Annotated in this window: 14 protein-coding genes and 1 pseudogene; 10 read left to right on the forward strand and 5 right to left on the reverse strand. The window is 63.1% G+C overall.

The genetic code is table 11. From position 1 onward, the window contains the following. The 8 genes from pbpC to EN884_RS06015 form a co-directional block, all read left to right on the forward strand. A partial coding sequence (pbpC, locus tag EN884_RS05980) for a penicillin-binding protein 1C (protein WP_128360499.1) occupies positions 1 to 1,743 on the forward strand: 1,743 nt, incomplete at its 5' end. Positions 1,744 to 1,949: 206 nt separating this feature from the next. Further along, positions 1,950 to 2,708, forward strand: coding sequence for a M15 family metallopeptidase (locus tag EN884_RS05985; RefSeq protein WP_244514314.1), 759 nt, complete (start codon positions 1,950 to 1,952; stop codon positions 2,706 to 2,708). Positions 2,709 to 2,928: 220 nt separating this feature from the next. After that, positions 2,929 to 3,954, forward strand: coding sequence for a sulfate ABC transporter substrate-binding protein (locus EN884_RS05990; protein ID WP_013530876.1), 1,026 nt, complete (start codon positions 2,929 to 2,931; stop codon positions 3,952 to 3,954). 21 nt (positions 3,955 to 3,975) lie between these two features. Further along, positions 3,976 to 4,827: a sulfate ABC transporter permease subunit CysT gene (gene cysT / locus EN884_RS05995; RefSeq protein WP_013530875.1), complete on the forward strand. Its 852-nt coding sequence runs from the start codon at positions 3,976 to 3,978 to the stop codon at positions 4,825 to 4,827. After that, on the forward strand, positions 4,820 to 5,704 hold the full coding sequence (cysW, locus tag EN884_RS06000; protein WP_013530874.1) for a sulfate ABC transporter permease subunit CysW: 885 nt from the start codon (positions 4,820 to 4,822) through the stop codon (positions 5,702 to 5,704). The genes cysT and cysW overlap by 8 nt, the downstream gene beginning before the upstream one ends. Positions 5,705 to 5,717: 13 nt before the next feature. Further along, positions 5,718 to 6,758, forward strand: a complete 1,041-nt coding sequence (locus EN884_RS06005) for a sulfate/molybdate ABC transporter ATP-binding protein (RefSeq protein ID WP_013530873.1) — start codon at positions 5,718 to 5,720, stop codon at positions 6,756 to 6,758. Between the two features lie 368 nt (positions 6,759 to 7,126). Next, on the forward strand, positions 7,127 to 8,113 hold the full coding sequence (locus EN884_RS06010) for a sulfate ABC transporter substrate-binding protein (protein ID WP_013530872.1): 987 nt from the start codon (positions 7,127 to 7,129) through the stop codon (positions 8,111 to 8,113). A gap of 256 nt (positions 8,114 to 8,369) precedes the next feature. Then, positions 8,370 to 8,819, forward strand: coding sequence for an Rrf2 family transcriptional regulator (locus EN884_RS06015; protein WP_013530871.1), 450 nt, complete (start codon positions 8,370 to 8,372; stop codon positions 8,817 to 8,819). Positions 8,820 to 8,933: 114 nt separating this feature from the next. Here EN884_RS06015 and EN884_RS06020 read toward each other — a convergent pair whose 3' ends face one another. Then, the gene (locus tag EN884_RS06020; RefSeq protein ID WP_027160686.1) at positions 8,934 to 9,803 is read right to left on the reverse strand and encodes an NmrA family NAD(P)-binding protein; all 870 of its coding nucleotides are present in this window, start codon (positions 9,801 to 9,803) and stop codon (positions 8,934 to 8,936) included. Between the two features lie 43 nt (positions 9,804 to 9,846). After that, the gene (locus EN884_RS06025; RefSeq protein WP_024501529.1) at positions 9,847 to 10,269 is read right to left on the reverse strand and encodes a DoxX family protein; all 423 of its coding nucleotides are present in this window, start codon (positions 10,267 to 10,269) and stop codon (positions 9,847 to 9,849) included. 73 nt (positions 10,270 to 10,342) lie between these two features. Here EN884_RS06025 and EN884_RS06030 point away from each other — a divergent pair, with 73 nt between their 5' ends. Both EN884_RS06030 and EN884_RS06035 read left to right on the forward strand, forming a co-directional pair. Continuing rightward, complete coding sequence (locus EN884_RS06030) at positions 10,343 to 11,293, forward strand: LysR family transcriptional regulator (protein ID WP_244514315.1); 951 nt, start codon at positions 10,343 to 10,345, stop codon at positions 11,291 to 11,293. Positions 11,294 to 11,457: 164 nt separating this feature from the next. Beyond that, complete coding sequence (locus EN884_RS06035; RefSeq protein WP_063168515.1) at positions 11,458 to 12,609, forward strand: hypothetical protein; 1,152 nt, start codon at positions 11,458 to 11,460, stop codon at positions 12,607 to 12,609. Here EN884_RS06035 and EN884_RS06040 read toward each other — a convergent pair. The 3 genes and pseudogenes from EN884_RS06040 to EN884_RS06050 all read right to left on the reverse strand — a co-directional run. After that, complete coding sequence (locus tag EN884_RS06040; protein ID WP_027160689.1) at positions 12,604 to 13,149, reverse strand: gluconokinase; 546 nt, start codon at positions 13,147 to 13,149, stop codon at positions 12,604 to 12,606. The genes EN884_RS06035 and EN884_RS06040 overlap by 6 nt on opposite strands. Before the next feature lie 2 nt (positions 13,150 to 13,151). After that, positions 13,152 to 14,138 carry an ABC transporter permease gene (locus tag EN884_RS06045; RefSeq protein ID WP_013530866.1) on the reverse strand — a complete coding sequence of 329 codons (987 nt, stop codon included), beginning with the start codon at positions 14,136 to 14,138 and terminating at the stop codon, positions 13,152 to 13,154. Further along, positions 14,135 to 14,477: pseudogene (locus EN884_RS06050) on the reverse strand (ABC transporter permease); the annotation flags it as partial. The pseudogene EN884_RS06050 and the gene EN884_RS06045, both read right to left, overlap by 4 nt.

Consider the following 14,477-nt stretch of genomic DNA (forward strand, 5'->3'; position numbering starts at 1 on the left):
GTTTCCGGCGGCTCGACGCTTTCGATGCAGCTTGCCCGGCTGATCGAGCCGCGCGAAAGCCGCAGCCTCGGCTCCAAGATCAAGCAGATGCTGCGCGCCATCCAGATCGAACGGCGGCTGTCGAAACGCGAAATCCTCGAACGCTACCTCACGCTGGCGCCTTATGGCGGCAATCTGGAAGGCGTGCGCGCCGCCTCGCTGGCCTATTTCGGCAAGGAGCCGAAACGGCTCACCGTTTCCGAATCCGCCCTGCTCGTCGCTCTGCCGCAGCTGCCGGAAAAGCGTCGGCCCGACCGCAATTTGAAGATCGCCCACGCCGCCCGCGACCGGGTGCTGACCCGAATGGTCTCCTCCCGCCTGCTCGGCGAGCGCGAGGCCGCACGGGCCGCCCTCGACGATGTCTCGGACCTGCGCCGCACGCTGCCGGCGCTCGCCGCGCACGCCGCCTATGCGATGTTGCCCAAGGCCGTCCCCGGCCAGCCCTTGCAACTGACGATCCGCAAGAGCGTCCAGGAGGGGCTGGAACAGGTGGCGAGGGACGCGGCCACCAAGCTCGGCCCTCGCCTGTCGGTCGCCATGGTGCTGGCCGACTCCCGCACCGGCGACATCCTTGGCGAAGTCGGCTCGGCCAATTTCTTCGACGCCAGCCGCTCCGGCTGGATCGACATGACAAAGATCGTCCGCTCGCCCGGCTCGACGCTGAAGCCGTTCATCTACGGTCTTGCCTTCGAACAGGGCCTGGTGGCGCAGGAGACGCTGATCGATGACAGCCCTGTCGATTTCTCCGGCTACCGGCCGAAGAATTTCGACATGGGCTACCAGGGCGATGTCAGCATCCGGCAAGCCCTGCAACTGTCGCTCAACGTGCCGGCGATCCGCGTGCTCGACGCGGTCGGGCCAACGCGGCTGATGGCGCGCTTCCGCCAGGCCGGCGTCAGCCCCATACTGCCGGTCAACGAGGCGCCGGGCCTGGCCATCGGCCTTGGCGGCGTAGGCGTCACGCTGCGCGACCTCGCCCAGCTCTACACAGGGCTCGCCAATGGCGGCAAGACGCACACGCTGCATGACGGCACCGAGCCGGCCAATGCCGAGCGCACCAGCGCCACCATCCTCGACGGTCAGGCCAACTGGCAGATCATCGACATACTGTCGGGCGTCAAGCCGCCCGAGGGTGCCCTGCAGCGCGGCATTGCCTACAAGACCGGCACGTCCTACGGCTACCGCGACGCGTGGTCGGTCGGCTTCGACGGCCGCTATGTGCTCGGTGTCTGGGTCGGCCGTCCCGACGCCGGCGCGGTGCCCGGACTGTCCGGTTATGTCTCGGCCGCTCCCATCCTGTTCGAGGGTTTTGTCCGCTCGGGCCTGGCCACCGTCCCCTTGCCGGGCAAGCCGCCCGGACTGTTCAGCCCCAGGCGCGAGGGCCTGCCGGTGACGCTCGCCCGCTTCGGCGCCGGGGCGGACGGCCTGGTGCAGGCGACAGTGACCGAACCCGCACCGACCATCATCTTCCCGCCCGACGGCGCCCGCGTCGATCTCGGCACCAATTCGGTCGACGCCTCGCCGCTGGTGCTGAAGCTGCAAGGCGGCCGTGCGCCGTTCCGCTGGCTCGCCAACGGCAAGCCGCTGGTGGGCATCGACCGTCGCCGCACCGCGACCTGGCAGCCCGACGGCGCCGGCTATTCGACGCTGACCGTCATCGACGCCGCGGGACGCGCGGCGAGCGTGAAGGTGTTTGTCGAATAGACGGCTGCAAGCGATTCGTGGAATTGGCTTTCCACAGGCTCAGCGGATAGCGGGATACTTCACCCATGCCTGTTCCGAGGCACCCCCCTCTGGCCTGCCGGCGATCTCCCCCGCAAGGAGGGCGATCGGATGTCCTTGCCGCTTTCGCCAGTTATCAATGGTGGAGCAGGACGCCAAAGCTGACAATCTCCCCCCTTGCGGGGGAGATGCCTGGCAAGGCAGAGGGGGGTGCCTCGCGCGATCCTTTCCTGTCGGCAGCCTCAGCACTGGCAGCAACAATCCTTGTCACGGCAATCACCCTCCCTGCTCTCGCTGACCCACTCCCCGCCGGCTTTGTCCGGCTCGCCGATGTCGACCCCTCGATCCGCCAGGACATCCGCTACGCCGGATCGGATAATTTTCTGCACCGCAAGGTGAACGGCTATGGCGCCCCGGTCTGCATCCTCACCGAGGATGCGGCGAAGGCACTCTCCGCTGTCCAGAAAGCGATCGCGGCCAAACGCCTGACCCTGGTGGTGTTCGATTGCTACCGCCCTGCCCGCGCCGTCGCCGACATGGGCGAATGGACAAAACAGGGCGGGCCGCCCGATCCGCAATGGTATCCGGAGGTCAGGCGCAGCGACCTGATCGCCAAGGGCTATGTCGGAGAGTTGTCGACTCATTCACGTGGCTCGACCGTCGACGTCGCCGTCGCCCAGATGGACCGCAGGTCCAGCCCGAACCCGGCCTGCGGCACCGGGGATGCCGACACGCTCGATTTCGGTACCGGTTTCGACTGCTTTGATTCAATGAGCGAAACCGCATACCGCGGCCCTGCCAGTGAAGCGGCGGCAAATCGCAAGATGCTTGTCGAAGCCATGCGCGCGGGCGGCTTCAAGAACTATGCAAGGGAATGGTGGCACTTCACGCTGAAAAGCGAACCGTTCGCCAAACAGCGTTTCGACTTTCCCATCACCGCCGATTGAGGCACCGGATCAAATTCCACACCTTGCCTCGGCACTACCCATTGCTAGATAGGCTGAGTGGCAGGGCCATGGATTCTTCCTTTGGCCGCAAGAGGAAAATATTTCTCCAAAGGACGAAATGGCGCCGAACATTTTCTCAAGAGGGGCAAAAAAGGCAACATTGAATGCACCTAATTTCTACCAATTCGGTAGATTTGGCGCAGGTTCAACGGAGGCAGAAATGACCAAACCTCATTTCAGGAAACTGCTCGGCGCACTGGTCGCCACATCTGTCCAGTTCGGCACGCTCGGTTTCGCGTTTGCCGATACCACCATTCTCAACGTCTCCTACGATCCGACACGCGAGCTCTACAAGGCCTATGACGAAGCTTTCGTCGCCCATTGGAAGGCCGAGACCGGAGAGACGGTCACCGTCCAGCAGTCGCATGGCGGATCGGGCGCCCAGGCCCGCGCCGTGATCGACGGCCTCGACGCCGATGTGGTGACGCTGGCACTCGAAGGCGACATCAATGCCATCGTCTCGAAGTCGAAGAAGATCAATCCGGACTGGCGCACCAAATTCGAAAACAATTCGGCGCCCTACACCTCGACCATCATCTTCCTCGTGCGCAAGGGCAATCCCAAGGGCATTCACGACTGGAGCGACCTCGTCAAGGACGGTGTCCAGGTGATCACGCCCAATCCCAAGACGTCCGGCGGCGCGCGCTGGAACTATCTCGCCGCATGGGCCTACGCCAACGCCAATGACGGCGGCGACGAGACCAAGACCAAGGAGTTCGTCGGCAAGCTCTACGCCAATGCCCCGGTGCTCGACACCGGCGCGCGCGGCTCGACCGTGACCTTCGCGCAAAAGGGTCTCGGCGATGTGCTTATCGCCTGGGAAAACGAGGCCTATCTGGCGCTCGACGAGTTCGGCGCCGACAATTTCGACATCGTCTACCCGCCGACCTCCATCCTGGCAGAACCGCCGGTGGCGGTGGTCGACGCCAATGTCGATGCCAAGGGCACGCGCAAGATCGCCGAAGCCTATCTGAGCTGGCTCTATTCCAAGGAAGCGCAGACGATCATCGCCAAGAACCATTATCGTCCTGCCAAGCCCGATCTGGTGCCGGCCGAGGACCTCGCCAAGCTGCCGCCGATCAAACTTGTAACCATCGACGATCCACAGTTTGGTGGCTGGAAAAAAGCACAGCCTTATCATTTCGGCGATGGTGGTATATTCGACCAGATCTACAAGCCCCAGTAAGCAGTCGATATTCAGGACGACATGACCACAGCACCCGCCCAGGCGGGGTGGCGATTCAGGCAGCCGAGCGTCATTCCGGGTTTCGGATTGACGCTCGGCTTCTCGCTTGCCTACCTCACCCTCATCATCCTCATCCCGCTATCCGGGCTGCTCTGGCGCTCGGCCGCCCTTGGCTGGCCTGAATTCTGGGCGATCGCCACCGATCGCCGCACCATCAATGCGCTGAGAATCAGCTTCGGCACTGCCTTCGTCGCGGCTGCTGTCAACGTCGTCTTCGGCACGCTGGTCGCATGGGTGCTGGTGCGTTACCGCTTCCCCGGCCGCCGCATCGTCGATGCCATGGTCGATCTGCCCTTCGCCTTGCCGACGGCTGTGGCCGGCATCGCGCTGACCACGCTCTACGCGCCGAACGGCTGGATCGGCAAATTGCTGATGCCGCTCGGCATCAAGGTCGCCTATACCCCGCTCGGTATCGTCATCGCGCTGATCTTCATCGGCCTGCCCTTCGTCGTGCGCACCGTGCAGCCGATCATGGAGGAGATCGACAAGGAAGTGGAGGAAGCCGCGGCCACCCTTGGCGCCAATCGTTTCCAGATCATCACCCGCATCCTGTTTCCGGGCCTGGCGCCGGCCATCGTCACCGGCTTCGCGCTCGCCTTCGCGCGCGGCGTCGGCGAATACGGCTCGGTCATCTTCATCGCCGGCAACTTGCCCTACAAATCAGAGATCGCGCCGCTGCTGATCGTCATCCGGCTGGAGGAATATAATTACCCGGCGGCAACCGCGATTGCGGCGATCATGCTCGCCCTGTCATTCATCATGCTTTTGGTCGTCAATCTCGCACAGTCGTGGAGCCGCAAGCGCTATGGCTGATCCGGAGATCAAATCTTACGAACCGCACCATGAAAGCCAGTCGGCGGCGGTCACGGAAAGCCGCCCGGCGCGTCTGGCCCTGATGGCCGTCGCCTTTGCCTTCCTCGGCATTTTCCTGCTCTTGCCGCTGATCATCGTCTTCAACGAAGCCTTCGCCAAGGGCATCGGTGCCTACACCGAAGCGCTCGGCAATCCCGACACACGCTCGGCGATCCGGCTGACGCTGCTGGTCGCCGCGATCTCGGTACCGCTCAACATTGTGTTCGGCATCTCCGCCGCCTGGGCGATCGCCAAGTTCGAGTTCAAGGGCAAGGCCTTCCTGACCACGCTGATCGACCTTCCCTTCTCGGTCTCCCCGGTCATATCGGGCCTCGTCTATGTGCTTCTATTCGGCGCCCAGGGGCTGCTCGGCACCTGGCTGAAAGCGCACGGCATCGTCATCCTGTTTGCCGTGCCGGGCATCGTGCTGGCCACAATCTTCGTCACCTTCCCCTTCGTCGCCCGCGAGTTGATCCCGCTGATGCAGGAGCAAGGCAATGGCGACGAGGAGGCAGCGCTTTCGCTTGGCGCCAATGGTTGGCAGACCTTCTGGTACGTGACCTTGCCCAACGTCAAATGGGGGCTGCTCTACGGCGTGCTCCTGTGCAATGCGCGCGCCATGGGCGAGTTCGGCGCAGTCTCGGTGGTGTCGGGCCATATACGCGGCCTGACCAACACCATGCCGCTGCATGTCGAAATCCTCTATAACGAGTACAACGCCGTCGGCGCCTTCGCCGTCGCTTCATTGCTTGCGGGCCTGGCGCTCGTCACGCTGGTCTTGAAAACACTTCTCGAGATGCGCTACGGCGCCGAGATCGCCGCGACGCGCGGACACTGACAGAGGGATTTGCATGGAAGTTCGCGTTGCCAACGTGCGCAAGGAGTTTGACCGGTTTCCGGCCCTCCACGACGTGTCGCTCGATATCAAGTCGGGCGAACTGATCGCGTTGCTGGGGCCGTCCGGCTCCGGCAAGACGACGCTGCTCAGGCTGATCGCCGGACTGGAGCGGCCGACGCGCGGAAACATCTTCTTCGGCGACGAGGACGCCTCGCACAAGTCGATCCAGGATCGCAATGTCGGCTTTGTCTTCCAGCACTATGCGCTGTTCCGGCACATGACGGTGGCCGACAATATCGGCTTCGGCCTGAAGGTCCGGCACGGGCCGTCGCGCCCGCCGGCGCAGGAGATCCGCCGCCGCGCCTCCGAGCTTCTAGACCTTGTCCAGCTGTCGGGGCTGGAAAAGCGCTATCCGGCGCAGCTTTCCGGCGGCCAGCGGCAGCGCGTGGCGCTGGCGCGCGCCATGGCCATCGAACCCAAGGTGCTGCTGCTCGACGAACCGTTCGGCGCGCTTGACGCGCAGGTGCGCCGGGAATTGCGCCGCTGGCTGCGCGAAATCCATGACGCCACCGGCCACACCACCGTCTTCGTCACCCACGACCAGGAAGAGGCGCTGGAGCTTGCCGACCGCGTCGTGGTGATGAGCCAGGGTCGCATCGAGCAGGTCGGCACCGCCGACGACATCTACGACACGCCGAACTCGCCCTTCGTCTACGGCTTCATCGGTGAATCGAGCTCGCTTCCCGTCAAAGTCGAGAATGGCGAGATCTGGCTCGCCGACCGTCCGATCGGGCTTGCCGCGCCCAACGAGCCCTCGGGCGATGCGACGCTCTACTTCCGCCCGCACGATGTCGAATTGCTGGACGGCTGCAGCGGCTGCATCGCCGGCACGGTCGCCGCCAGCCGGCGCGTCGCCGGCACGCGCCGGGTCGAGCTTGAAATCGGTGGTGAGCGTCAGCGGGTCGAAATCGAGTTGCCGGTCGATCATCCCGCGGCGCAAAAAAGCCGGGTGGCGTTCCGCCCCGGCCGCTGGAAGCTTTTTCCGGCGGCTTGATTCTCGGCTCAAGCGCTACGCCAACCGGTTTTCGACCTTCAGATTCCTGATCCGGGTGAACTCTCCCGTGTTGGGCTGCGGTTGTTGCGAAACAGCTTCGCCTCCTTGGGCGGCGTTGAATGACGGTTCTGGGGCATGGCGGCAGCTCTTTGTATATGCCTTTTGTATATGCCATGCAGCACCGCAAACAAGGCGCAGAAAAACTCCGACGAAGGTAGCCATCTCCTGGAACAGAATTCCAACAGGTGCCAACTTAGGCGATATATTTTCCCACGACGAGGCCGCGAACCGAGAGCGCATGCCTCGTCGCGCATGATACGTCACGGCTATGGTCCGACCATCAACGCATTGCATCGGAGCCTGTTTTCATGAAACGATTTTTCCTCGGGCTTGCCACCGTCGCCGGCCTGTTCCTTGCATCCTCCCAAGCCTGGTCGGCCGACAAACTGCTCAACGCATCCTATGATGTCGGCCGCGAACTGTTCGTGCAGGTCAACAAGGCTTTCATCGCCCAGCATCCGGGCGTCACCGTCGACCAGTCGCATGCCGGCACTTCGGCGCAGGCACGCGCCATCGCCGAGGGTCTTGGCGCCGACGTTGTTACCTTCAACCAGGTCATCGACATCGACTTCCTGGTCAAGAAGGGCCTCGTCTCGGCCGACTGGCAGAAGGATTTCCCTGACAATGCCTCGCCCTTCTATTCTCTGCCTTCGTTCCTTGTCCGCGCGGGCAACCCCAAGCACATCAAGGACTGGAACGATCTCGTGCGCGACGACGTGCAGGTGATCTTCCCAAACCCGAAAACATCCGGCAATGCGCGCTACACCTATCTGGCGGCCACCGCCTACGCCAAGGAAGCCTTCAAGGGCGATGACGCCAAGGTGAAAGAGTTCATCACCAAGCTGTTCAACAACGTGCCGATCTTCGACACCGGCGGCCGCGCCGCGACCACCACCTTCGTGCAGCGCGAGATCGGTGATGTGCTGATCACCTTCGAGTCGGAGACGCGCGGCATCCGCAAGGAGTATGGCGACGACAAGTTCGAGCAGGTTACGCCTTCGGTCAGCCTGCTGGCCGAATTCCCGGTCGCCATCGTCGACAAGGTTGCCGACGATCACGGCACGCGCGATCTGGCCAAGACCTATCTCGACTTCCTCTACACACCGGAGGGCCAGGACATCGCCGCCCGCAACGGCCTCAGAGCCCGCGACGCCGCTGTGGCGGCGAAATACAAGGCTGATTTCCCCGATGTCCGGCTGCTGACGGTGGAAGACGTTTTCGGCGGCTGGGACAAGGTGCAGAAAGAGCATTTCGCCGCCGGCGGCCTGCTCGACCAGACCTACGGCAGCCGCTGAGGCAGCGATACCTGCACAGCAGACGAAAAAGCCGGCGCGCTGCCGGCTTTTTTCGTTTTTGAACGCCGATAACCTGGTTATCAGCGGAATATCCGCGTTCTCAGTGCAAAACGTTACAAAGAATCAACGCGTTTATGCCTAACGTGCAATTTGGTGGCTGTTTCGCGAAACATCATCGCGCGGCGAAGACGTCATTATTTGCACACAAACAGTCGCCAGATGCGAGTGGTTGGGGCTTTTATGGGTTGATCTGGGCATGCTGACAAAAAAAGGCAAATACGGCCTCAAGGCCCTCGTGCATCTGTCTGGCCTGCCGGCCGGCCAATTGGCCTTCGTCAATGACATCGCTGTGGCCAACAACATCCCGAAGAAATTCCTCGATGCCATCCTGGGCGAATTGCGCAATGCCGGCTTCGTCCAGAGCCGCAAAGGCAAGGAAGGCGGCTACCGCCTTGCCCGGCCGGCCTCCGAAATCAAGATCGGCCATGTCGTGCGCGTGCTTGACGGGCCGCTGGCGCCAATCCCTTGCGCCAGCCGCACGCAGTATCAACGCTGCGAGGATTGCGACGAGGCGACCTGCCAGGTCCGCCACATGATGCTGGAGGTGCGGCAGGCAATCGCCGAAGTGCTGGATAATCGCAGCCTCGCCGCCATGCGCGATGCCGACAATGACGATTTTCCGGTCGAGCTGACGTCGCAGATCTAAACCACCGACTTCAAGCTGATCGCGTTCAGATAGAGATTCCTGCATTGAAGGAGAGGTTCTCCAAATCTCGGGTTGCGAAGCTCGAAATCACGGAGAACCTCATGCAGTTTTGGCCTATCCGTTCACGTTAGACGCAGCCTCGAATACAGCGCGTGCGGACGTCGTACCCGCTACGTGCTCCGTACCCGCCACACCGAGGTCCATCCATCCCGCATTCACGGCCTCGAACATTTCTTCGGCGGGTCCGGAGTGACCCTTCGGGATGCCGAATTGCTCGAACGCTTCCGCCCACCCCGCACGCGGAATTGCAAAGGCTTTCACGGCGAGATTCAGGACTTCACCCAACTGCTCGGCGACTTCATCCGCGGTGACCATCGAACCGATCTCGACGATGCGCTGCCCTGACCACGTCGACCCGGTCAAAAGGGTTGCGACCTCTGCGCCGATGTCGTTCGTCGCAACCATGGTCGATTTCCGGTTTGTCGGATTGTAGTAGACCGGTAGCATTCCGCCCTGCGCGACCTGCAAGCCGTAGAGGAAATTTTCGAAGAATCCCCCCGCGCGCACAAATGCGGTTGGTGATGTCAGGCCGCGAAACCCTTGCTCCAGAAGCGACAAGGCCGCGATCACCCCGTGCCCGCTTGTTCTGTTCGCACCCATCGACGAAAGCGCGACCACTCGCGGCGGCGCTGCCTTGGTCAGAGCCTCGACATAGCTAGCAATCACGCTCCTCGCTTCTTTGTAATCGGGCGACGGCGCCCAGACAGGGGGCAACATGACGAACGCGCCTTCGACGCCTTTGAGGGCTCGCTCGATGGCTGCCGAATCATTCCAGTCGCCGTCTACCAGTTCCACGCCCTGGTTCGCCCAATTGGCCGCCTTGTCGCGGTTGCGGACGAGTGCGCGTACCTCCTTGCCGTGCGCCAGCAGATGCTCTGCCGTTGCGCCGCCAACTTTTCCCGTGATTCCCATTACTAGGAACATGTGTTTTCTCCTGATGTCGGGGGACAGAGCTGCCCCTGTTGGTTCAATGGATGAGCGGCAGAATGGCCCGGATACGGGGATCGCGGAGATAGAGGCCGCCCCAGGTCATCGCGCCCAGAAACAGGGAGATGATTTCCGGCGGCGACCCCAACTCACCGATGCGGAGATGGGCGCAGATGGCACCTCCCAAAAAGCCCGTCACCAGGATCGCGCCGAGGACGGCGGTGACCGGGATGGCGTAGAGGATGGCGCAGGCGAGGATGATCGGACCCACGACACGGGTCAGGTCCATCGCAAACCCGGTTTCCTGCAACATGCTGGCGATCTGTGCCGGCGCGAAAAGCTGAACAGTGCCATCTGCCGTCAGGGCGATGACGACAAACGCGCTCATGATCCGGCCGGCCCACAGGGCGCGATGCAAGGTCATAATTTCCGGTGTCTGATGCAGGTTCACAGTTTCGGACACTTGTCATTCTCCGATGGGGAGATCCCATATTCGAAGCTTACTGTGCCTCTCAAATGTGATAAATGCCGAGAAAATGAACCAACTGTTCTCTTTTTGGGAAACAATCCGAGGCACGAAAATGCAGAATCTCGAACCCATCCTCATTTTCACAACGGTCGCGGAAATGGGGAGCTTCACCCGCGCGGCCGATAGCCTGGGCATCCAAAAGGGGAGAGCCTCAACGGCGGTCCGCAAGCTGGAAGAAGATGTGGGTGTCAGGCTTCTGCACCGGACGACGCGCAGCGTGCGGTTGACGGAGGACGGACGCGCATTTCATGCCCGCGCCCGCGATCTGCTTGCTGAAGTCGATGATCTGCACTCGATGTTCGCAGGCGACCGCGTGGCACTTCGCGGCCGTTTGCGGGTCGACCTTCCGACCGAAGTGGCGCGCACAACGATCGTACCGGCTTTGCCGGATTTCATGGCGGCTCACCCCGAGTTGGAGCTGGAGGTGTCGAGTACGGATCGGCAAGTCGATCTGGTTCAAGAGGGGTTCGATTGTGTATTGCGGCTTGGACCCATTCGCGACGAGACCCTGATTGCCCGCCCGTTGGGCCTGTTGCGCATGGCCAACGCAGCCAGTCCCGCCTATCTGGCGCGCCATGGCGTGCCTCGATCGCTGGAAGATCTCCAGCGTCAGGAACATAGGGCAATTCATTTTTCGACGCTGCTGGGCGCGCGACCCTATGGATGGGAATATCCGGACGGCGACAGCTACGCGACGCTTCAGTTGCCAGGTGCGCTACACGTCAACAGCGCACAGACCTACGAAGCAGCGGCCCTCGCCGGCCTCGGCCTGATCCAGGCGCCACTCTTGGGCATTGGCCGATACTTGGGGAGTGGAGCGCTTGTCGAGATCCTACCCGATTTTCGTCGCCGGCCGCTCGCCGTGTCCCTCGTCGTCGCACATCGGAGCAATCTATCGCGCCGGGTCCGCGCGTTCATGAAATGGATCGAAGATGTGCTGACGCCATATATGGAATAGCGATACGACTATCTTCGTCCGGCCCTCGAAATCAACACTTCGTAAGCGGCGCGCTTGTCTCAAGTCTAGGGCAAGCGAAATTTGCAGAAGTCTTGAGCGCGGACATGACCTTGCACGGCCCAAGCCGACGCAGTAAAGCGGGGTTCGAAGAACGGGCTGGACCGATGAGGCTGTGGTGGTTAGAAAAATCCCGCAAGGCCGCCCGCAAGCTGCCGTCGGCAGCCAGTTTCCGCACTGAAATCATCGCAGACGTCTTCGTCCCGGAACGGGCGGAGGATGTACGCTTCTTCAGCCGCAAGCTGGTTCGCCCTGGCCGGCTTCGCCGCTTTTCCAACAAGGATCTTCGCGAAGGCCTGCTGTCTATCTTCTATCTCGTGGTGGCGGCGGCACTGCCGGTGCGGTGGTGGGCGCCGATCTGCGGCCGCGTATCGAGGTTTCGCCTCAAGCGCCATATGCGCAAGGAATTCCCGGCCTACGCTGCCGCCACGCTCGCGGTGCTGGGCGATGGTATCGATGCACGCAAGCTGTTCGAGGGATTGCTGGCAGCGCGCCACCGCCGCCGCTTGCAGCTCGCCGCACATCTGGTGGCCGGCCGCTGGTCGCCGACGATCCGGCTGGAGGGGTTGGCGGGGCTGCGGTCGGCCTTGCAGCGCGGCCACGGCGCCATCCTCTGGTGCGATCAGTTCACCGCCCAGACCATCATCGGCAAGCGCGCGCTGTACGAGGCCGGTATCGAAGCGCATCAGGTGAGCGTCAACACCCACGGTATTTCCGAATCGGCGTTCGGCTTGCGTTTCCTCAATCCGCCGCTGATCGATGTCGAAAACCGGTTCCTGAAAAGCCGGGTCGTCTTTGGCCGCGACGACACCTATCAAGTCACCATCCGCATCCAGAAGATCCTGAAGCAGAATGGCGTGGTGACGATGACCAACACCGTCCATGCCGGCACGAGCTTCACCGAGGCAGCCATGGGCGAAAGCGGCTGGACGCATCTCGCCTCGGCACCGGCGAATTTCGCCGCCAGGGGCAGGACCGCCCTGTTTGCCATGTCGACCTTCGAAGTGGTTCCCTTCATCGAATACCGGGCCGTGCTCAGCCCCGAGCTGACGCCGGAGGCATCTGTCAGCCCGGCAACGGACATGGCCAGGGATGGCGCCAAGAACATGACTGTGCAGGCGCACTACATCCTGCTCAAGCGCGACCGCCTGCTGGAAGCGCTGAAGCTCTACCCCGAGCAGATGCTGACGTGGTCCCGCCGGCAGCGGCTGACCGAGGCCTCGGACAGCATCGGCATCGGAATGGATGAAGGCTCATGACCGGCGTATCAGACGGACCGCGGCGGCGACGAGCTCACCGACCGGGCGTGTGGCATTGAGTTTCGAGGCGCGCTCATCCGCAGCCGGCGGCTCGAGGATGGCGAACTGGCTGTCGACCAGGCTCGCCGGCATGAAGTGGCCCTTGCGGCTGCCGACGCGCTGCCTGGCCGTACCAGGGTCGATCTCCAGATAGAGGAAGACGATTTCCGGGCAGAAGCCGCTCAGCCGGTCGCGGTAGCTGCGCTTCAGCGCCGAGCAGGCGGCGACCACGCCGTTGCCCTGCCCCACCGACGCGGCGATGCGCTCGCCGATCGCGTTGAGCCAGCCTTCGCGCAGCTGATCGGTAAGCGGCTCGCCGCTTGCCATGCGTGCGACGTTTTCCGGAGGATGCAGCCTGTCGCCCTCGATAAAGGTAACGCCCAGAGCGGCGGCAAGCCCAACGCCCACCGCCGACTTGCCGCAGCCGGCGACGCCCATAACCACGATGGCCGGCACCGAGCCGGGGGCGCTCGTCGGCGCCTGTGCTGCCGCTTCGTCCACTGTCAGCGGCTTGCCGGCGCGCGGCCGTAGAGCAGCAGCATGGCGACGATGACGACACCGTAGATGATCTGCCGCCCCGCCTCCGGCATCTGCATGACCGACAAGATGGATTGCAGCAAAGTGATGAGGATGACACCGGCGACAGTGCCGAGATAGGAGCCGCGCCCACCCAAGATCGAGGTGCCGCCAAGCACCACCGCGGCGATCGACGGCAGCAGATAAGCGTCGCCCATCGACTGCGCCGCCTTGGAGGCATAGCCGGCCAGAAGCACGCCGCCGAAAGCCGAGAGCCCACCGGAGACGGCGAAGGCGATCATCACCACGCGCCTTGTGTCGATGCCGGAGAGATAGGCCGCGCGCTCGCGGTTGCCGATGCCGTAGACGGTGCGGCCGAAGCCGGTCCGCGTCAGCACGAACACCATCGCGGCCCCGATCAGCGCCCAGATGATGACGGCGTTGGGCACGCCCGGAATGGCGAAACCGGTCGCCAGGTAGCGCATCGCGCCCGTCGCCGAATCCTGCGGCGAGAAGCCGCCGGTGTAGACCACCATCAGCCCTTGCGCGACAGCGTTGGTGGCCAATGTGATGATCATCGAGGGGATGCGCAGATAGGCGACGCCGATGCCGTTGACGACGCCGATCAGCATGCCGCAGATGATGCCGAACGGGATGGCCAACGCCACGCCGACCGGGCCGTACGCCGCCGCGGCGCAGGCCATCATGGCGCCCGCCGCCACCGCCCACGGCACCGACAGGTCGATCTGGCCGAGCAGGATGACCAGCATCATGCCTGTCGCGATAACGCCGAGGAATGAAGCCACCTTGAGCTGCTGCAGGAGATATTCAGGCGACAGGAAGCTTCTGGAATAGAGGCTGCCGAAGAACAGCAAAAGCACGATGCAGGCAAAGGCCGTCAGCACCGCCGGATCGGCGCGGCGGATGAATCTTGGCATGCGGCCGGCAATGCCGCCAAGCGTCGTTTCGCTCACAGGAACCACTCCAGCCGGTTGCGGACCCGAAACAGGGCGAAGGCGCCGAGGCTGACGGCGACCAGCAGGATAACGCCCTGGAACAGCGGCTGCCAGAGCGGATCGAAATCGAAGACGAACAACAGGTCGCCGATCGTGCGGAAAGCCAGTGCGCCGAAGATGGCGCCGATGGCGCTGCCCTTGCCGCCGAACAGCGAAACCCCGCCGAGCACCACGGCGGCGATCGAAAACAGCGTGTAGGAGTTGCCGCTGGCATAGGCCGCCTCACCCGTATAGGTGAAGAAGGTCAGGAACAATCCGCCGATCGCCGCCGTGGTGCTCGGCGGGGTTTCGCTGTTC

The sequence above is a fragment of the Mesorhizobium sp. M7A.F.Ca.AU.001.01.1.1 genome (assembly GCF_004022735.1).
GTDB classification, from domain to species: domain Bacteria; phylum Pseudomonadota; class Alphaproteobacteria; order Rhizobiales; family Rhizobiaceae; genus Mesorhizobium; species Mesorhizobium ciceri.